At 45.9% G+C, this 20,103-nt stretch carries 22 protein-coding genes; 21 read left to right on the top strand and 1 reads right to left on the bottom strand.

Features of this window, described 5'->3' with window-relative positions:
- Positions 1-34 precede the first annotated feature (34 nt).
- Positions 35-1,441, bottom strand: a complete 1,407-nt coding sequence (gene dnaA, locus EJ063_RS18250; protein WP_053440000.1) for a chromosomal replication initiator protein DnaA — start codon at positions 1,439-1,441, stop codon at positions 35-37.
- A gap of 399 nt (positions 1,442-1,840) precedes the next feature.
- Between dnaA and EJ063_RS18255 the strand changes: the two genes are divergently transcribed.
- From EJ063_RS18255 to atpD, 21 genes are all read left to right on the top strand, one after another.
- Positions 1,841-2,587 (top strand): amino acid ABC transporter substrate-binding protein, encoded by a 747-nt coding sequence (locus tag EJ063_RS18255; RefSeq protein WP_126575743.1) that lies wholly within the window; start codon positions 1,841-1,843, stop codon positions 2,585-2,587.
- Positions 2,588-2,714: 127 nt separating this feature from the next.
- Positions 2,715-3,386, top strand: a complete 672-nt coding sequence (locus EJ063_RS18260; RefSeq protein ID WP_126575744.1) for an amino acid ABC transporter permease — start codon at positions 2,715-2,717, stop codon at positions 3,384-3,386.
- Positions 3,383-4,120 carry an amino acid ABC transporter ATP-binding protein gene (locus EJ063_RS18265; protein WP_126575745.1) on the top strand — a complete coding sequence of 246 codons (738 nt, stop codon included), beginning with the start codon at positions 3,383-3,385 and terminating at the stop codon, positions 4,118-4,120. The genes EJ063_RS18260 and EJ063_RS18265 overlap by 4 nt, the downstream gene beginning before the upstream one ends.
- Positions 4,121-4,369: 249 nt before the next feature.
- Positions 4,370-4,504, top strand: coding sequence for a 50S ribosomal protein L34 (gene rpmH, locus EJ063_RS18270; RefSeq protein ID WP_004411068.1), 135 nt, complete (start codon positions 4,370-4,372; stop codon positions 4,502-4,504).
- Between the two features lie 45 nt (positions 4,505-4,549).
- Positions 4,550-4,873 carry a ribonuclease P protein component gene (gene rnpA / locus EJ063_RS18275; RefSeq protein WP_244225205.1) on the top strand — a complete coding sequence of 108 codons (324 nt, stop codon included), beginning with the start codon at positions 4,550-4,552 and terminating at the stop codon, positions 4,871-4,873.
- Positions 4,840-5,103, top strand: a complete 264-nt coding sequence (yidD, locus tag EJ063_RS18280; RefSeq protein WP_126575747.1) for a membrane protein insertion efficiency factor YidD — start codon at positions 4,840-4,842, stop codon at positions 5,101-5,103. The genes rnpA and yidD overlap by 34 nt, the downstream gene beginning before the upstream one ends.
- A 2-nt stretch (positions 5,104-5,105) precedes the next feature.
- Positions 5,106-6,725, top strand: a complete 1,620-nt coding sequence (gene yidC, locus EJ063_RS18285) for a membrane protein insertase YidC (protein WP_126575748.1) — start codon at positions 5,106-5,108, stop codon at positions 6,723-6,725.
- Between the two features lie 120 nt (positions 6,726-6,845).
- Positions 6,846-8,207: a tRNA uridine-5-carboxymethylaminomethyl(34) synthesis GTPase MnmE gene (gene mnmE, locus EJ063_RS18290; RefSeq protein ID WP_126575749.1), complete on the top strand. Its 1,362-nt coding sequence runs from the start codon at positions 6,846-6,848 to the stop codon at positions 8,205-8,207.
- Positions 8,208-8,257: 50 nt separating this feature from the next.
- Positions 8,258-8,698, top strand: coding sequence for an FMN-binding protein MioC (gene mioC / locus EJ063_RS18295; RefSeq protein WP_126575750.1), 441 nt, complete (start codon positions 8,258-8,260; stop codon positions 8,696-8,698).
- A gap of 469 nt (positions 8,699-9,167) precedes the next feature.
- Positions 9,168-11,063, top strand: a complete 1,896-nt coding sequence (gene mnmG, locus EJ063_RS18300) for a tRNA uridine-5-carboxymethylaminomethyl(34) synthesis enzyme MnmG (protein ID WP_126575751.1) — start codon at positions 9,168-9,170, stop codon at positions 11,061-11,063.
- A complete protein-coding gene (gene rsmG / locus EJ063_RS18305; protein WP_126575752.1) occupies positions 11,063-11,695 on the top strand; it encodes a 16S rRNA (guanine(527)-N(7))-methyltransferase RsmG in 633 nt (210 codons plus the stop codon). The genes mnmG and rsmG overlap by 1 nt, the downstream gene beginning before the upstream one ends.
- A 14-nt stretch (positions 11,696-11,709) precedes the next feature.
- Positions 11,710-12,483 (top strand): ParA family protein, encoded by a 774-nt coding sequence (locus EJ063_RS18310; RefSeq protein WP_126575753.1) that lies wholly within the window; start codon positions 11,710-11,712, stop codon positions 12,481-12,483.
- A gap of 24 nt (positions 12,484-12,507) precedes the next feature.
- A complete protein-coding gene (locus EJ063_RS18315; protein WP_126575754.1) occupies positions 12,508-13,389 on the top strand; it encodes a ParB/RepB/Spo0J family partition protein in 882 nt (293 codons plus the stop codon).
- 189 nt (positions 13,390-13,578) lie between these two features.
- Positions 13,579-13,968 (top strand): F0F1 ATP synthase subunit I, encoded by a 390-nt coding sequence (locus EJ063_RS18320; protein ID WP_126575755.1) that lies wholly within the window; start codon positions 13,579-13,581, stop codon positions 13,966-13,968.
- A gap of 8 nt (positions 13,969-13,976) precedes the next feature.
- Complete coding sequence (gene atpB / locus EJ063_RS18325) at positions 13,977-14,789, top strand: F0F1 ATP synthase subunit A (protein ID WP_126575756.1); 813 nt, start codon at positions 13,977-13,979, stop codon at positions 14,787-14,789.
- 44 nt (positions 14,790-14,833) lie between these two features.
- Positions 14,834-15,091, top strand: coding sequence for a F0F1 ATP synthase subunit C (gene atpE, locus EJ063_RS18330; RefSeq protein WP_004411110.1), 258 nt, complete (start codon positions 14,834-14,836; stop codon positions 15,089-15,091).
- 73 nt (positions 15,092-15,164) lie between these two features.
- Complete coding sequence (atpF, locus tag EJ063_RS18335) at positions 15,165-15,635, top strand: F0F1 ATP synthase subunit B (RefSeq protein WP_004417263.1); 471 nt, start codon at positions 15,165-15,167, stop codon at positions 15,633-15,635.
- Between the two features lie 14 nt (positions 15,636-15,649).
- Positions 15,650-16,183: a F0F1 ATP synthase subunit delta gene (atpH, locus tag EJ063_RS18340; protein ID WP_126575757.1), complete on the top strand. Its 534-nt coding sequence runs from the start codon at positions 15,650-15,652 to the stop codon at positions 16,181-16,183.
- 13 nt (positions 16,184-16,196) lie between these two features.
- On the top strand, positions 16,197-17,738 hold the full coding sequence (atpA, locus tag EJ063_RS18345) for a F0F1 ATP synthase subunit alpha (RefSeq protein ID WP_126575758.1): 1,542 nt from the start codon (positions 16,197-16,199) through the stop codon (positions 17,736-17,738).
- 42 nt (positions 17,739-17,780) lie between these two features.
- Positions 17,781-18,647, top strand: coding sequence for a F0F1 ATP synthase subunit gamma (gene atpG / locus EJ063_RS18350; RefSeq protein WP_069667976.1), 867 nt, complete (start codon positions 17,781-17,783; stop codon positions 18,645-18,647).
- A 34-nt stretch (positions 18,648-18,681) separates the two neighbouring features.
- Positions 18,682-20,085 carry a F0F1 ATP synthase subunit beta gene (atpD, locus tag EJ063_RS18355; RefSeq protein WP_126575759.1) on the top strand — a complete coding sequence of 468 codons (1,404 nt, stop codon included), beginning with the start codon at positions 18,682-18,684 and terminating at the stop codon, positions 20,083-20,085.
- Positions 20,086-20,103: the final 18 nt, after the last annotated feature.

Below are 20,103 nucleotides of genomic sequence, written 5' to 3' on the forward strand. Positions count from 1 at the left end.
GCTTAGAATACTGCTTATCGCACAAGAGTGCGACTTAAGAAGACAAAGTACGAATCAGGTTCGAGTAATCTTCTTTGATGTCGTGGCTTTCTTCACGCAGTTGCTCAATCTTACGGCAAGCGTGTAGAACCGTCGTATGGTCTCGACCACCAAATGCATCACCAATCTCAGGCAAGCTGTGGTTAGTCAGCTCTTTAGCAAGCGCCATCGCTAACTGACGAGGGCGTGCCACTGAACGAGAACGACGCTTCGATAAAAGGTCAGCGACTTTAATCTTGTAGTATTCCGCGACCGTCTTTTGGATGTTATCGATGGTGACAAGCTTCTCTTGCAGAGCAAGCAAATCACGCAATGCTTCACGCACAAAGTCGATAGTAATCGGACGACCGGTGAAGTTGGCATTGGCAATCACACGGTTCAGCGCACCTTCCAGCTCACGAACGTTTGAACGCAGACGTTTTGCAATAAAGAACGCCACTTCGTCAGCAAGGTGAATTTGGTGATCTTCCGCTTTTTTCATCAAGATCGCGACGCGCGTTTCAAGCTCAGGTGGCTCGATCGCAACGGTTAGACCCCAACCAAAACGAGATTTTAGACGATCTTCTACGCCGCTGATCTCTTTCGGATAACGGTCAGAAGTCAGAATGATCTGTTGGTTGCCCTCAAGGAGTGCGTTAAACGTATGGAAGAACTCTTCCTGCGAACGCTCTTTGTTGGCAAAAAATTGGATATCATCGATCAATAACGCATCAACACTACGGTAGTAACGCTTAAACTCTTCAATCGCGTTGTTTTGCAATGCTTTCACCATGTCTTGCACAAAACGCTCAGAGTGCATGTAAACCACTTTTGCGTTTGGCTTGTTATCGACAATGGCGTTACCCACCGCATGCAATAAGTGCGTTTTACCTAAGCCCGTGCCACCGTATAAAAACAGTGGGTTATAAGCCGAGCCTGGGTTATCTGATACCTGACGTGCCGCCGCTAAACCTAGTTGGTTCGATTTACCTTCAACGAAGTTAGTGAACTTATGTTTTGGGTTTACATTTGAGCGGTGATTGATATCAGCAATCGCTTGAGCGTCATCGTCCCAAGTTTTATGAACAGGCTTACGAGCTTGCAGTTGTGCCGGTGCTGAGGATTCTGCCGCCACATCGGCCGGAGTACGCTTAGGTGCTGGCTTTGGTGCCGCTACAGGGCGACTACCCACTTCAAAACGTAAGCTTGGTACATCATTGCCACAGTACTCTTGAAGCAGACGATTGATGCTGTTTAAGTACTTATCACGCACCCAATCAAGCACGAAGCGGTTTGGGGCAAAAAGAGTGAGTGTATTGTCATTGAGCTCCGCTTGTAACGGACGAACCCACATGCTGAATTCAGTAGCTGGTAGCTCTTCTTGAAGCTGTTGCAAACATTGCAACCAAAGCGAAGATGACACGGTGCCCCCACTCGAAGTTATTGATCGGAAAAGATTGGCAATTTTACCTGTTGATAACCAAGATCGCCAGCAAATGATCGGTGATCCAGTGAATAAGATCTAAGTTATTCACAATATTTTCGACATTATTCGGTGGATCCCCACACCCTGCCCCATTTTTACCCACACTTTGATCCACAAATGGGCAATATCGTCGAGATCGTCTTGCTGGTGATAACTCTGTGCATGAAAATTTTTCTTACCCGCTTTTTTTCGTCTTTTCTTGCTCCTATTCGTCTAACTAAATAGAGCAAAAAATCAACCTTATTACTCTACTGTCTAGGTTATTGCACTTGGTTATTTATCTAATGATGTAAAGAGACAGTAGTATTTATCCCCATAATTATATGGAGTTGTACTATGAAAAACTGGATTAAGGCTGCCGTTGCAGCTATCGCGCTTTCTGCTGCCACTGTTCAAGCGGCGACTGAGGTTAAAGTCGGCATGTCTGGCCGTTATTTCCCATTCACATTTGTTCAGCAAGATAAACTGCAAGGCTTTGAAGTGGACTTATGGGATGAGATCGGTAAACGTAATGACTACCAAGTAGAATACGTAACGGCTAACTTCTCTGGTTTATTCGGCTTACTAGAAACAGGCCGTATTGATACGATTTCAAACCAAATCACCATGACGGATGCACGTAAGGCGAAATACCTATTTGCGGACCCATACGTGGTCGATGGTGCACAGATTACGGTTCGTAAAGGCAACAGCGAAATCAAAGGTGTGGATGATCTGTCAGGTAAGACTGTTGCGGTTAACCTAGGTTCGAACTTTGAACAACTACTGCGTGACTACGATAAAGACGGTAAGATCAACATTAAGACTTACGATACAGGTATCGAGCACGATGTCGCACTTGGCCGCGCGGATGCGTTTGTCATGGATCGCCTATCGGCACTTGAGTTGATCAAAAAGACCGGCTTACCATTGCAACTTGCGGGCGAACCGTTTGAAACCATTCAAAATGCTTGGCCTTTTGTAAACAACGCAAACGGTAAGAAACTGCAAGCAGAAGTTAACCAAGCACTTGCAGCAATGCGTGCAGACGGTACTCTGGCAACTATCTCTGAAAAATGGTTTGGTGCTGATATCACCAAATAGGTCGCTCACGACACACGACGTCCGTTCTTACTATCGTTAGGCTTGGACTTACTTAACCCACTGCTCTCCTTCCTTTGCAGTGGGTTTTGCTTTTTTATTCTTGTGATTTATTTTTTTGGAACACGTTATGGGATTCGATTTTAACTACATGCTGGACCTGATGCCGATACTGCTTAAGTATCTCGGCACAACCATAGAAATGGCCACCTGGGGTTTGGTTTTTTCTCTGATTTTGTCGGTCATTTTGGCGAATATCCGTGTTTTTCGCGTTCCTGTTCTCGATCAACTTAGCCAACTCTACATCAGCTTCTTCCGCGGTACACCGCTGCTCGTTCAGCTATTTCTCCTTTACTATGGTCTACCGCAGGTTTTCCCGTTTTTAGTCGGCCTTGATGCCTTCAGTGCGGCAGTTATTGGTTTAACACTCCACTTTGCGGCGTATATGGCCGAAAGTATTCGAGCCGCGATTATTGGTATTGATCGCAGCCAAATGGAAGCGAGCCTTTCTGTGGGCATGACCACCACCCAAGCGATGCGCCGAGTAATCCTACCGCAAGCAACACGTGTCGCTCTCCCTTCGCTAATGAACTACTTCATCGATATGATCAAATCGACCTCGCTCGCGTTCACACTGGGTGTGGCTGAAATCATGGCTAAAGCGCAAATGGAGGCTTCTTCGAGCTTCCGCTTCTTTGAGGCTTTCCTCGCTGTTGCCCTAATCTATTGGGGAGTGGTCGTCATCCTAACCCGCGTGCAAATTTGGGCAGAAGCGAAACTGAATAAGGCGTATGTACGATGATTAAATTAGACAATATTCATAAGCGCTTCGGTGACACTGAAGTGCTGAAAGGAATAGACCTAGAGATTGACCAAGGTGAAATCATCGTCATTATTGGTTCAAGCGGCACAGGTAAATCGACATTGCTCCGCACGGTCAACTTCCTAGAAAGCGCCGACAAAGGAACCATTACTATTGATGATGTCCGTGTCGATGCAGAAAAGCACACAAAATCCGAAGTGCTCGCACTGCGACGTAAAACTGGGTTTGTTTTCCAAAGCTACGCACTGTTTGCTCACATGACAGCAAGACAAAATATTGCTGAAGGCCTGATCACAGTACGTGGATGGAAAAAATCCGATGCCTTGGCTCGTGCTCAAGCGATCTTAGATGACATTGGTTTGGGCGATAAAGGTGACAGTTATCCAGCCGCACTGTCAGGTGGCCAACAACAGCGTGTGGGTATCGGACGTGCAATGGCTCTTCAACCAGAACTGCTGTTATTTGATGAGCCAACATCGGCACTCGACCCGGAATGGGTTGGAGAAGTTCTTAATTTAATGAAGGACTTAGCAACAAAACATCAGACCATGCTGGTGGTCACGCATGAAATGCAATTTGCCAAAGAGGTCGCGGATCGCGTGATCTTTATGGCAGAAGGCAACATTGTAGAGCAAGGTTCTCCACAGGATATTTTTGGTAATCCACAGGATCCTCGCTTGAAGAAGTTCCTTCGACAAGTCGGTGCTGAATAAAGATCTCGCATGAGGATCGTTTGATCCTTGAGATTTTGCTCACACTACGTATAATCGCTCGGCCGGAATTTTGACTCACTTTCACCTATTTTACTGTCGCTCAAAGATTGACAGTTTATGTGACTGTGATTACAATTCCGCCTCTTTGTTGAGAGGCGTCGGTTTGTCCTCTTTATATATAAAGAAGACGTTAGTGCCCACGCCGGGTTAACATTGACCTAAAACTACTGATCAGTAAAGGTATTTATCATGAAACGCACTTTTCAACCTTCAGTTCTAAAGCGCAAGCGTACTCACGGTTTCCGTGCACGTATGGCTACTAAGAACGGTCGTGCAACAATCAACGCACGTCGCGCTAAAGGCCGTAAGCGTCTTTCTAAGTAATCTTCGATTATTTTGAATACGTACGCGTTCAATCGGGAGTTACGCTTGTTAACTCCCGAGCATTATCAAAATGTCTTCCAGCAAGCTCACCGAGCTGGCTCACCTCATTTCACCATCATTGCTCGTAAAAATAGCCTATCTCATCCTCGACTAGGTTTAGCCGTTCCCAAGAAACAGATTAAAACAGCCGTTGGCCGTAATCGTTTTAAGCGCCTTGCTCGTGAAAGCTTTCGTAACAATCAACATCAACTTGCACGCAAAGATTATGTTGTTATTGCCAAGAAAAGCGCGCAAGATCTCAGCAATGAAGAAATTTTCAAACTGTTTGATAAATTATGGCAGCGCCTGTCTCGCCCTTCACGCGGGTAGCAATCGGATTCGTTCGATTTTATCAAGGCTTTATTAGTCCGCTCCTTGGACCACGTTGTCGTTTTTCCCCAACTTGCTCTACTTATGCCCTAGAAGCGTTGAAAGCTCACGGTTTTGTAAAAGGGTGTTGGTTATCAAGCAAACGTCTATTAAAATGCAATCCTTTAAATACGAAGGGTTGGACATACGATCCCGTACCACCAGTCCAACAACAAGACAGAGATAAATAACGATGGATTCTCAACGTAATATCCTGTTAATCGCGCTAGCACTGGTTTCTTTCCTATTGTTCCAACAATGGCAAGTTGCAAAGAACCCTACGCCTCAGCCGGTTGAGCAGGCTCAATCAAGCAGCACTTTACCTGCCCCATCATTTGCCGATGAGCTAGACCCTGCGCCAGCGCAGCAAGCTTCAGCAAAAACTATTACCGTGACAACTGATGTATTGACTCTGTCGATTGATACGGTTGGTGGTGATGTTATTCACGCAGATCTTAACGAGTACTCTAACGAGCTTGATTCTGCTGACCCATTTGTTCTACTTAAAAACGAACCAGGTCACCAGTTTATTGCTCAAAGTGGTCTAGTCGGCCCACAAGGTATCGACCTAAGCAGCACCAATCGTCCAGCTTACGCGGTCAGCGCTGACAGCTTCACTCTTGCTGAAGGCCAAGACGAACTTCGCGTTCCAATGACATTCTCAGCGAACGGTCTTGAGTACACAAAGACATTCGTGATGAAACGTGGCAGCTACGCGCTTGACGTTGAATACGACATCGTAAACAAATCCGGCAACAACGCGACATTTGGTATGTACGCTCACCTTCGTCAAAACCTTCTTGACGCTGGTGGTAGCATCACAATGCCAACATACCGCGGTGGTGCTTACTCAACTGAAGATACTCGTTACAAGAAGTACAGCTTCGAAGACATGCAAGATCGTAACCTGTCTCTAAACCTGGCTAACGGCCAAGGTTGGGCAGCAATGATCCAGCACTACTTTGCTTCTGCATGGATCCCTCGTAATGAGCCAGGTGCTAACGTTTACACTCGCGTGATCGGCAACCTAGGTGATATTGGTGTTCGTATGCCAAATAAAACCATTGCTGACGGCGACAATGCAAAATTCCAAGCAACACTTTGGGTTGGTCCTAAACTGCAAGACCAAATGGCTGAAGTGGCACCAAACCTAGATCTCGTAGTCGACTACGGTTGGTTATGGTTTATCGCAAAACCACTGCATACACTACTGTCATTTATCCAAAGCTTTGTGGGTAACTGGGGTGTGGCAATCATCTGTTTGACCTTCATTGTTCGTGGTGCAATGTACCCACTGACAAAAGCGCAATACACGTCTATGGCGAAGATGCGTATGCTGCAGCCAAAACTGCAAGCAATGCGTGAGCGTATCGGTGATGACCGTCAGCGTATGAGCCAAGAGATGATGGAGCTGTACAAGAAAGAGAAAGTGAACCCATTAGGTGGCTGTCTTCCTCTTATCCTACAGATGCCTATCTTCATCGCACTGTACTGGGCATTGATGGAGTCGGTTGAGCTGCGTCATTCACCATTCTTTGGTTGGATTCACGACCTTTCAGCGCAAGACCCTTACTACATCTTGCCACTACTGATGGGTGCTTCAATGTTCCTAATCCAGAAGATGAGCCCAACGACTGTAACGGATCCAATGCAGCAGAAGATCATGACCTTTATGCCGGTTATGTTTACTTTCTTCTTCCTGTTCTTCCCATCAGGTCTGGTTCTTTACTGGCTAGTATCGAACATAGTAACACTGATTCAACAGTCGCTTATCTACAAAGCGCTGGAGAAAAAAGGCTTACACTCTAAGTAACCTTTAAGTGGAAATAGCAAGAAAGGCGGCCAAAAGGTCGCCTTTTTTATTTGAGCTGATTACAATTCAACACATTACTTATTTGCCACTGTATGGCACCTAAAATAGACAGGCACAACTATGACAACTGATACCATTGTTGCACAGGCAACCGCCCCTGGGCGTGGTGGCGTAGGTATTATCCGCGTATCTGGCCCATTAGCAGCAAACGTCGCACTCGAAGTAACAGGCAAAGCATTGCGCCCTCGTTACGCCGAATATCTGCCGTTTACCGCTGAAAATGGGAGCCAAATTGACCAAGGTATCGCGCTTTACTTCCCAAACCCACATTCATTCACGGGTGAAGATGTCCTAGAACTGCAAGGCCATGGCGGCCCAGTTGTGATGGATATGCTTATCAAACGAATTTTGAGTATTCCAGGGGTTCGTACAGCACGTCCTGGTGAATTCTCGGAACGTGCGTTCCTCAATGATAAGCTTGATTTAGCCCAGGCAGAAGCCATTGCCGACCTGATCGATGCAAGTTCAGAAGAAGCGGCTAAATCGGCACTACAATCGCTGCAGGGTGCCTTCTCAGGGCGCATCAACACCTTAGTCGAATCGCTGATTCATCTCCGTATTTATGTCGAGGCCGCTATCGACTTCCCAGAAGAAGAGATCGACTTTCTAGCCGATGGCAAAGTCGCGGCGGATCTACAAACCATCATTGATAACCTTGCGGCTGTCCGACAAGAAGCGAATCAAGGTGCGATTATGCGCGAAGGCATGAAAGTCGTCATTGCTGGCCGCCCAAATGCGGGTAAATCGAGCCTACTTAATGCACTTTCAGGTAAAGAGTCAGCGATTGTGACCGACATTGCCGGTACGACTCGAGATGTCTTGCGTGAACATATCCATATCGATGGTATGCCACTGCACATTATTGATACCGCAGGTCTGCGCGATGCATCTGATGAAGTTGAAAAGATTGGTATTGAGCGCGCTTGGGACGAAATAGCTCAAGCCGACCGAGTACTGTTTATGGTGGATGGCACCACAACAGATGCGACAGACCCAATCGAAATCTGGCCCGACTTCGTTGATCGTCTGCCAAACAATATCGGCATGACAGTGATCCGCAACAAAGCCGATCAAACCGGTGAAGATCTCGGCATCTGTCACGTTAATGATCCAACGTTAATTCGTCTGTCGGCAAAAACAGGAGAAGGGGTAGAATCACTGCGCACACACCTAAAAGAGTGCATGGGTTTTGCCGGAGGTAATGAAGGTGGTTTCATGGCCCGCCGTCGCCACTTAGAAGCACTGGAACGCGCTGCAGAACACCTTGATATAGGCCAACAGCAGCTGGAAGGCTATATGGCAGGTGAGATTCTGGCAGAAGAGCTCAGAATTGCTCAGCAGCATTTAAGTGAAATTACCGGTGAGTTTAGCTCTGATGACTTACTCGGACGCATCTTCTCTTCTTTCTGTATCGGAAAATAACCTCTAGCGCGACCCTTTGGTCGCGCTTTTTCATTTGAAAAGGAAATGGAATGATCCACATCATTACAGGTAGCACGCTCGGTAGCGCTGAATATGTCGGTGATCACTTGAGTGATCTATTGGTTGAAAAAGGGCTCACAACGACCATCCACAACCAACCTAATCTCGATGACATCACCCAGGAAGGCATTTGGCTGATCGTCACATCAACCCATGGAGCGGGAGAATACCCAGATAATATTCAGCCTTTCATCCAATCTCTTCAGACAACCCCGCCTCGTATGAGCGATGTAAAGTACGCGACAATAGCGATCGGTGATTCAAGTTATGACACCTTCTGCGCTGCTGGACAACACGCACATGAGTTACTCACTGACATCGGCGCAACCCCACTTGCAGACTGCTTTACTATCGATGTTCTCAGTCATGATGTACCAGAAGATGCCGCTGAAACGTGGCTAAACGATCATATCGAGCTATTTAAAGCGTAATTTTAGTGGTCGTAGATACGGCCACTTCATCCCAAATCCCCCCATTGTGAATAACTCTATCAACGAAACCACAAACTGTTTGCTGATAATTTAACCAATCCATCTGTGGATAACATACTATTTTTCCGGTGGTTAACCTATAGTTATCCCAATAACAACTTTGATCCTTTTTAACCCCTGTGTATAAGTAGCCATTTTGATCCCAGGTAATCCTCGATCAGATCAAAGCAAGATCACATGATATGATCCATAAAAGATCCATGATCTTGTTGATCATTTTCCACTTATCCACAGAAACGGTCGATCTTAATAATAGATCTAATAAAAGATCATATATATAGATCTTATATATATAAGAGTTTCTCTCTTTAAATGAAAAAAGCCAAAACCATTTTCTCTCTTCGTGAAAGAGGGTAGAATAACGCTCTTTTATCTATCCAACTCTCTCTTGAATACCTGAGGTCGGTTCATGCTTTATCACGAAAAATTTGACGTCATTGTTGTCGGTGGCGGTCACGCAGGAACGGAAGCCGCACTCGCATCAGCTCGTACAGGGCAAAACACGCTTTTGCTTACTCACAACATTGACACTTTAGGTCAAATGTCTTGTAACCCTGCCATTGGTGGTATCGGCAAAGGACATTTGGTGAAAGAAGTTGATGCTATGGGTGGATTAATGGCACAAGCCATCGATCATTCTGGTATTCAGTTTAGAACGTTAAATGCATCAAAAGGCCCAGCGGTTCGTGCGACACGAGCACAAGCTGACCGTGCGCTTTACAAAGCCTACGTCCGTAAAGCATTAGAAAACACACCAAACCTGACGCTATTCCAACAATCTGTTGATGATTTGATCGTTGAAAACGATCGCGTCACCGGTGTAGTAACTCAAATGGGTCTGCGTTTTCAAGCTAAAGCAGTCGTCTTAACGGTAGGTACATTCCTTGGTGGTAAAATCCACATCGGCATGGAAAGTTCTTCTGGCGGTCGAGCTGGGGATCCTCCTTCGATCGCTCTAGCGGATCGTTTACGTGATTTGCCATTTAGAGTCGATCGTCTTAAAACGGGTACTCCTCCTCGCATTGACGCTCGTAGCGTCGATTTTTCAGAGTTGGAAGTTCAGCATGGCGATAACCCGGCACCGGTGTTCTCTTTCATGGGTAAGCGCGAACATCATCCGCGTCAGATCCCATGCTTTATCACGCACACCAATGAGCAAACGCATGATGTGATTCGAAATAACCTCGATCGTAGCCCAATGTATGCTGGCGTGATTGAGGGCATCGGTCCACGCTACTGCCCATCGATCGAAGATAAAGTGATGCGTTTTGCTGATAAGAACAGCCACCAGATCTTTATTGAGCCAGAAGGTTTAGATACTCACGAACTTTACCCTAATGGTATTTCCACCAGCTTGCCGTTTGATGTACAGGTGCAGATCGTTCGTTCGATGAAGGGTTTTGAAAACGCGCATATCGTCCGTCCGGGCTACGCTATCGAATACGATTTCTTCGACCCTCGCGATTTGAAGCACACTTATGAAACTAAGTTTATTAGTGGCTTGTTCTTTGCCGGTCAAATTAACGGCACAACTGGCTATGAAGAAGCCGCGGCGCAGGGGTTGATGGCCGGTCTGAATGCTAGCCTGCACAGCCAAGACAAAGAAGGCTGGAGCCCTCGTCGTGACCAAGCTTACATGGGGGTTCTGATTGATGATCTCTCAACCATGGGAACGAAAGAGCCGTACCGAATGTTTACCTCACGCGCGGAATACCGTCTGTTGCTTCGTGAAGACAATGCGGATTTACGTTTAACAGAAAAAGCACGTGATTTGGGCTTGATTGATGACGCTCGTTGGGCACGCTTCAACGAGAAAGTGGAAAATATGACCACTGAACGTCAACGCTTAGCTGAAACTTGGATGAATCCAAAATCAGAAGGTGTTGCTGCACTCAATGAGCTACTTAAATCACCAATGACGCGAGAAGCGAGTGGTGAGGATCTTCTCCGCCGTCCTGAGATGACTTACGATCAGTTAACTCAGCTAGATGCATTTGCGCCTGCAATGGACGATCTTCAAGCGGCTGAGCAGGTTGAAATTCAAGTAAAATACGAAGGTTACATCAAGCGACAGCAAGATGAGATTGAAAAGTCTCTTCGCCATGAGAATACCAAGCTGCCTGTTGATCTTGATTACTCTAAGGTGAGTGGCCTGTCTAATGAAGTCGTGGCGAAACTTTCAGATGCGAAGCCTGAGTCGATCGGTATTGCTTCACGCATTTCAGGTATCACGCCTGCTGCAATTTCAATTCTTTTGGTTCATTTGAAGAAACACGGCATGCTTAAAAAAGGCGAGGAAGAATAATGTCTCAGCTACGCTCTCAACTTGATGCACTTATAGCACAGACCGATTTAGACGTATCAGAACAGCAGCGCGAACAGTTGGTTGGCTACGTTGCTATGCTCGACAAGTGGAATAAAGCGTATAACCTAACGTCGGTTCGTGACCCTCAAGAGATGCTGGTCAAACACATCATGGATAGCATCATTGTTAGCACTCACTTACAAGGTGAGCGCTTCATTGATGTGGGCACTGGCCCTGGTTTGCCAGGGATTCCATTAGCAATAATGAATCCAGGTAAGCAGTTTTTCCTACTCGATAGCTTAGGCAAACGCATTCGCTTCATTAAGCAAGTTCTGCATGAACTTAAGATTGAGAATGTGACGCCGATTCAAAGTCGAGTCGAAGAGTATCAACCTGAAGATAAGTTTGATGGTGTACTGAGCCGAGCGTTCGCATCCATTACGGATATGGTTGAATGGTGTCACCATTTACCAAAAGCTCAAACCGGCTGTTTCTTAGCACTGAAAGGTCAATTACCACAGAGTGAGATTGAACAATTACCTGAGTGGTGTTCTGTGACTGATGTCAAAGCTTTGAAAGTTCCTCAATTGGAAGGTGAGCGTCATCTAGTAATCTTATCGCGCAAGGAATAATAGCGAGGTCCATCGTGGGAAAAATCGTAGCAATTGCCAATCAGAAAGGCGGGGTTGGTAAAACAACAACATGTATCAACTTAGCCGCATCTATGGCAGCGACTAAGCGCAAGGTCTTGGTGATTGATCTCGATCCACAAGGAAACGCAACCATGGCCAGTGGTGTTGACAAATATCAGGTCGAGGCGAGTGCTTATGAGCTGTTGGTTGAAGATGTTCCTTTTGAGGACGTGGTATGCCGAAAAACATCAGGCCACTATGATCTGATTGCGGCTAACGGCGATGTGACTGCTGCAGAAATTAAGCTGATGGAAGTGTTTGCTCGAGAAGTTCGTCTCAAGCATGCGCTGGCGTCAGTTCGCGATAACTATGATTTCATCTTTATTGATTGTCCTCCCTCTCTAAACCTTCTTACAATCAACGCTATGGCTGCGGCCGATTCCGTTTTGGTTCCTATGCAGTGTGAGTATTTCGCACTAGAAGGTTTAACTGCGCTTATGGATACGATCAGCAAGCTCGCTGCTGTTGTTAACGAAAATCTAAAAATCGAAGGTCTACTGCGTACCATGTATGACCCTCGCAACAGACTGTCTAATGAAGTATCTGACCAATTGAAAAAACACTTTGGCAACAAGGTGTACCGCACTGTTATTCCACGCAATGTACGCTTAGCTGAAGCGCCAAGTCATGGTAAGCCTGCAATGTACTATGACAAGTACTCGACAGGCGCTAAAGCGTACTTAGCACTCGCTGGCGAAATGCTTCGCCGTGAAGAAGTCCCTGCATAACGACGATCAAAGGAATTTTGTCTCATGTCTAAACGTGGTTTAGGTAAAGGGCTTGATGCTCTGCTTTCTACCAGTTCTCTTGCACGCGAAAAGCAGCAAAATGCTCTACACAGCCAAGAGCTTTCATCAGACGGTAGCTTAACCGAGCTTAACATCAATGCTCTAAAGCCAGGGGTATATCAGCCTCGTAAAGATATTGAACCTGAAGCTCTGGAAGAGCTGGCTGCATCGATTGAATCGCAAGGTATTATTCAACCGATTGTGGTTCGCCAAGTGGAACACGATAAGTTTGAAATTATTGCTGGTGAACGTCGCTGGCGTGCGGCTCGTAAAGCGGGCTTAAAGCAAGTGCCATGTGTAGTGAAAAATGTTGAAGATCGCGCAGCGATCGCGATGGCATTGATCGAGAACATTCAGCGTGAAGATCTTAATGTGATCGAAGAAGCGCAGGCGTTGGATCGTTTGCAGACAGAGTTCAGTTTGACCCACCAGCAAGTCGCTGAGGTGATCGGTAAATCTCGTACAACGGTGAGTAACCTGCTGCGTTTGAATCAGCTTGAAGACAGTGTTAAAGCATTGGTGTCTGACAAGCAGATAGAAATGGGACACGCTCGTGCCTTGCTTGCGCTTCAAGGAGGCCAACAAGTTGAAGTTGCGGAGCAAGTCGCTAAAAAGCAGCTGACCGTTCGTCAAACCGAGCAATTAGTGAAAAAGTGCTTACAGCCTGCGGTTGAAGATAAAAATGAGTCTCAAGACACTGAGATACAAGAATTGTCACAAAAATTAAGTGCAATGCTTGGGGGTAAAGTTGCTATTGTGCGAAACCCTAGCGGAAAGTCTAAAGTGACGATTAGTCTTGATGAGCCTCACAAATTAGAGCTACTGATTGCCAAGCTAGAGAGCTAAGTGAGATAATTGATCTCAATCAATTATGTAAAAAACGATTTTTTGTGTGAAAGTTGTCGGTTTGTAAACAAAATTGTAACTTTTTGCAGGGTTTTAATTGCATTAAGGTGCACTGACCGTATAATTTTCGCCAATTTCCCAGCACAGAGTGAAGTCGTGCAAAGTGGATATTACTAGAGGTACGAATACATGGTAGCTGCGTTAGCGAGACCAGGACGAGAGCTTGCAAAGCAATTGTTGTTGATCGAGATATGCGCGGTTACGTTAGTGGCAGCAGGAGTATCGATTGCTGTAAATACTGAATGGGGAGTTTCAGCGCTAATTGGAGGGAGCATTTTTGTTGTCGCCAATGCTGTATTTGCCTTGTGTGCATTTCTTTTTGTAGGAGCACGTGCTGCGAAAATGGTGGCGGTGTCTTTCTTCACAGGGGAAGCACTAAAGATCCTCATCACAATAGCACTCTTCTCCGTTGCTTACATGTATACCGAGGTGGAACTCGTTCCCCTCAAACTAACCTATTTGCTGGTATTAGGGATTAATATCTTTGCGCCAGCGCTATTCATTAACAACAAAAAATAGGATGAGTTATGGCTGCGCCAGGTGAAGCGCTAACATCGTCCGGATACATTGCCCACCACTTATCAAACCTTTCTTTAGCTAAGTTAGGCTTGGTAGCGGAGGAAACAAGTTTCTGGAACGTACATATCGATAGCCTGTTTTTTTCTTGGTTTACTGGTTTAATTTTCCTAGGAATTTTTTACAAAGTAGCGAAGGGAACGACAGCGGGTGTACCAGGTAAGCTTCAGTGTGCTGTTGAAATGATCGTAGAATTTGTCGCGGAAAACGTCAAAGATACGTTCCATGGACGCAACCCATTGATTGCACCTTTAGCACTAACTATCTTTTGTTGGGTATTTTTGATGAACGTGATGGACTTAGTTCCTATCGACTTCTTACCTTACCCAGCAGAGCATTGGCTTGGTATTCCTTACCTTAAGGTTGTACCTTCAGCTGATGTGAACATCACCATGGCTATGGCTCTAGGCGTATTCGCTCTGATGATTTACTACAGCATCAAAGTGAAAGGTCTAGGTGGTTTCGCCAAAGAACTTGCTTTACATCCATTTAATCACTGGACGATGATTCCGTTTAACCTACTGATTGAAGTGGTATCGCTGCTAGCGAAGCCTCTATCACTTGGTATGCGTCTATTCGGTAACATGTTTGCAGGTGAGGTTGTATTCATTCTTTGTGCGGCAATGTTACCATGGTATTTACAATGGATGGGTTCACTACCGTGGGCGATTTTCCATATTCTGGTAATTCTGATTCAGGCCTTCGTGTTTATGATGCTAACGATTGTTTATATGTCGATGGCACACGAAGACGGCGATCACTAATTTTTTAAACTCTTATTAGTCAAAAGTTATATTTGGAGATAGTAATGGAAACTGTACTGAGCTTTTCAGCAATCGCAGTAGCAATCATCGTTGGTCTATGTGCAGTAGGTACTGCAATCGGCTTCGCAATCCTAGGTGGTAAATTCCTTGAGGGTGCTGCGCGTCAACCAGAAATGGCTCCTATGCTACAAGTTAAGATGTTCATCATCGCTGGTCTACTAGATGCGGTTCCAATGATCGGTATCGTAATCGCTCTACTATTTACTTTCGCAAACCCATTCGTTGGTCAACTAGCTGGTTAATCATTGCTTTTCATAGACAAACATCGGTTTGTCATTGATTAACACTTAGTCCAATTAAAGAGGGGTAGCTGTTGTGAATATGAACGCAACTCTGCTAGGTCAAGCAATCTCATTCGCACTATTTGTGTGGTTCTGCATGAAGTATGTATGGCCGCCAATCATGCAAGCGATTGAAGAACGTCAGAAGAAAATCGCTGACGGTCTGCACGCTGCTGAGCGCGCTGAGAAAGACTTAAACCTAGCGCAAGCTAACGCTTCTTCTCAATTGAAAGAAGCGAAGCGCACAGCAACTGAGGTCATCGAGCAAGCAAACAAGCGTAAAGCTCAAATTCTTGATGAAGCTCGCGAGGAAGCTCAGGCAGAACGCCAGAAAATCCTAGCGCAAGCAGAAGCTGAACTTGAAGCAGAACGCAACCGTGCGCGCGATGAACTGCGCAAACAAGTTGCAACTCTGGCTTTAGCTGGTGCTGAGAAAATCCTTGAGCGTTCTATCGATAAAGATGCGCACAAAGATCTTCTCGACAACATTACTGCAAAACTTTAAGTCTGGGGGCGCATATGTCGGATATGACTACTATCGCACGCCCCTATGCTAAAGCAGCATTCGACTTTGCTGTTGAGAAAGACCAACTAGACCAATGGGGTCAAATGTTGTCTTTCGCAGCGGAAGTTGCCAATAACGAACAAATTCATGAGCTTCTAACAAGCTCAACCTCTGCTGACAAACTAGCAGAGATATTTGTTGCGGTATGTGGCGAACAAGTTGATACGTTTGGTCAGAACCTAATTAAGGTGATGGCTGAGAATGGCCGACTACAGGCCCTTCCTGATGTGTGTGCTGAGTTCCTGCTTCTTAAGCAAGAACATGAGAAAGAAATCAGTGTTGAAGTGACTTCAGCAACGGAACTTTCAGAACAGCAAAAAGCAGACATCAGCAGCAAACTTGAAACGCGTCTTGAACGCAAAGTCCAGCTGAATTGCAGCGTAGATGAGACCCTACTTGGTGGGGTTATTATTAGAGCCGGAGACTTAGTCATCGATAACTCAGCACGTGGCCGTTTAAGCCGCCTGAGCGATGCATTGCAGTCTTAATGGGGATTGGAGCATGCAACTTAATTCCACGGAAATTAGCGATCTAATCAAACAACGTATCGAATCTTTCGAAGTTGTTAGTGAAGCTCGCAACGAAGGTACTATCGTATCGGTAAGCGACGGTATCATTCGCATTCACGGCCTAGCGGACGTGATGCAAGGTGAAATGATTGAATTACCGGGTGGCCGTTATGCACTAGCACTTAACCTTGAGCGTGACTCGGTTGGTGCGGTTGTAATGGGCCCATATGCTGACCTTAAGGAAGGCATGAAAGTTACAGGTACTGGTCGTATTCTTGAAGTACCAGTTGGTCCTGAAATGCTTGGTCGTGTTGTAAACACGCTAGGTGAGCCAATTGATGGTAAAGGTCCAATCGAAGCTAAATTAACTTCGCCTGTAGAAGTGATTGCACCAGGTGTAATCGACCGTAAATCGGTAGATCAACCTGTTCAAACTGGTTACAAATCTGTTGACTCAATGATCCCAATCGGTCGTGGTCAGCGTGAGCTTGTTATCGGTGACCGTCAGACTGGTAAAACAGCAATGGCGATCGATGCAATCATCAACCAGAAAGACTCTGGTATTTTCTCTATCTACGTAGCTATCGGTCAAAAAGCATCGACTATCGCTAACGTAGTTCGCAAACTAGAAGAGCACGGCGCGCTAGCAAACACTATCGTTGTTGTTGCATCGGCTTCTGAATCTGCAGCGCTACAATACCTAGCGCCATACGCAGGTTGTGCGATGGGTGAATACTTCCGTGATCGCGGTGAAGATGCACTGATTGTTTATGATGATCTATCTAAGCAAGCGGTAGCTTACCGTCAGATCTCTCTACTACTAAAACGCCCACCAGGCCGTGAAGCATTCCCAGGTGATGTATTCTACTTACACTCTCGTCTACTAGAGCGTGCTGCTCGTGTAAGCGAAGAGTATGTAGAAAAGTTCACTAACGGTGAAGTGAAAGGCAAAACAGGTTCTTTGACAGCATTGCCTATCATCGAAACTCAAGCTGGTGACGTTTCAGCATTCGTACCGACAAACGTAATCTCGATTACTGACGGTCAGATCTTCCTACAGACTGAGCTATTCAACGCGGGTGTTCGCCCAGCGGTTGACCCAGGTATCTCAGTATCTCGTGTTGGTGGTTCTGCACAGACGAAAATCATCAAGAAGCTATCTGGCGGTATCCGTACTGCACTAGCTCAGTACCGTGAACTAGCGGCATTCGCACAGTTCTCGTCTGATCTTGATGAAGCGACAAAGAAACAGCTAGACCACGGTCAGAAAGTTACAGAACTAATGAAGCAGAAGCAGTACGCTCCAATGTCTGTATTTGACCAAGCTCTAGTAATCTTTGCGGCAGAGCGCGGCTACTTAGCAGATGTTGAACTAAGCAAACTGCTAGATTTTGAAGCGGCTCTACTATCGTTCGCTCGCGGTCAATACGCTGAATTTGCAGCTGAGATCGACAAGACGGGTGCTTACAACAATGAAGTTGAAGAGCAGCTTAAGAAGCTGACTGACGACTTCGTAGCAACCCAAACTTGGTAATAGGTCGGTGGCAGTAATGCCACCAACTAATGGAGAGTAACGATGGCCGGCGCAAAAGAGATACGTAATAAAATCGGTAGTGTGAAAAGCACTCAGAAGATTACGAAAGCAATGGAAATGGTAGCAGCTTCAAAAATGCGTCGTTCTCAAGATGCAATGGAAGCTTCTCGTCCATACGCTGAAACAATACGTAAAGTGATCGGTCACGTAGCAAACGCAAGTCTAGAGTATCGTCATCCTTACCTAGAAGAGCGTGAAGCTAAGCGTGTTGGTTACATCATCGTTTCAACAGACCGTGGCCTATGTGGCGGCTTGAACATTAACGTGTTCAAAAAGGCTGTCACAGACATGCAAAGCTGGAAAGAGAAAGGTGCTGAAATTGAACTGGCATTAATTGGTTCAAAAGCAACTGGCTTTTTCAACAACAGCGGCGCGAAAGTAGCGGCACAGGTTTCTGGTTTAGGCGATAGCCCAAGCCTTGAAGACCTAATCGGCTCTGTAAGCGTAATGCTTAAGAAATACGATGAAGGTGAATTGGACCGTCTATATGTTGTGAGCAACAAGTTTGTGAACACTATGGTTCAACAACCAACGATCGATCAATTACTACCTTTGCCTAAATCGGACAGCGAAGAGATGCAGCGTACCCACCAGTGGGACTACATCTACGAGCCAGAACCAAAAGCGCTTCTAGACACGCTTCTAGTGCGTTATGTGGAATCTCAAGTATACCAAGGTGTGGTTGAGAACCTTGCTTGTGAGCAAGCGGCTCGAATGATTGCAATGAAAGCTGCAACAGATAATGCGAGCAACCTGATTGATGACTTAGAACTTGTGTACAACAAAGCCCGTCAGGCTGCGATCACACAAGAGCTATCTGAAATCGTTTCAGGTGCGGCAGCGGTTTAAGCTTAGGTAAAACTAAATAGTTAGAGGATTAACGATGGCTACAGGTAAGATCGTACAGATCATCGGTGCAGTAGTCGACGTAGAGTTCCCACAGAGTGATGTACCAAGTGTATACGACGCTCTAAACGTAACGGACTCAAAAGAACGTCTAGTTCTTGAAGTTCAACAACAGCTAGGCGGTGGCGTAGTTCGTTGTATCGTAATGGGTAGCTCTGATGGTTTACGTCGTGGAGTGGAAGTAGTAAATACAGGCGCTCCAATTTCAGTACCAGTAGGTACTAAGACCCTTGGTCGTATCATGAATGTACTTGGTGATGCGATTGATGAATGTGGTGAAATCGGTGCGGAAGAGACTTACTCTATCCACCGTGAAGCACCAAGCTACGAAGATCAATCAAACGAGATTGCACTTCTAGAAACGGGCGTTAAAGTAATCGACCTAGTTTGTCCATTCGCTAAGGGTGGTAAAATCGGTCTATTCGGTGGTGCAGGTGTAGGTAAGACCGTTAACATGATGGAACTTATCAACAACATCGCACTTCAACACTCGGGCCTATCAGTATTTGCTGGTGTAGGTGAGCGTACTCGTGAAGGTAACGATTTCTACTTTGAGATGCAGGAAGCTGGCGTTGTTAACGTTGAAAACCCTGAAGAATCTAAAGTAGCGATGGTTTACGGTCAGATGAACGAGCCACCAGGTAACCGTCTACGTGTTGCACTGACTGGTCTAACAATGGCAGAGCGCTTCCGTGACGAAGGTCGTGACGTTCTACTGTTTGTTGATAACATCTACCGTTACACGCTAGCAGGTACAGAAGTATCAGCACTTCTAGGTCGTATGCCTTCAGCGGTAGGTTACCAGCCAACTCTTGCAGAAGAGATGGGTGTACTTCAGGAGCGTATCACGTCAACTAAGTCTGGTTCTATCACGTCTGTACAGGCGGTATACGTACCAGCCGATGACTTGACTGACCCGTCTCCAGCAACAACGTTCGCGCACTTGGATGCAACGGTAGTACTTAACCGTAACATCGCTGCTATGGGTCTATACCCTGCGATTGACCCACTAGATTCAACATCTCGTATGCTTGACCCTCTAGTCGTTGGTCAAGAGCACTACGACATCGCTCGTGGCGTTCAGCAGACACTTCAGCGCTATAAAGAGCTGAAAGACATCATTGCTATCCTAGGTATGGACGAGCTATCTGAAGAAGATAAGCAAGTTGTATCTCGTGCACGTAAGATTGAGCGTTTCCTAACTCAGCCTTACCACGTAGCAGAAGTATTTACTGGCGACCCAGGTGTTTACGTAGCTCTTAAAGAGACTCTACGTGGCTTCAAAGGTCTACTAGCTGGTGATTACGATGACATTCCAGAGCAAGCCTTCATGTACTGTGGTGCAATTGAAGATGCTATCGAGAATGCGAAGAAGCTATAAGGCTAACTAGGAGGCGAT

The organism is Vibrio aquaticus (genome assembly GCF_003970385.1).
Classification (GTDB): Bacteria; Pseudomonadota; Gammaproteobacteria; order Enterobacterales; family Vibrionaceae; genus Vibrio; species Vibrio aquaticus.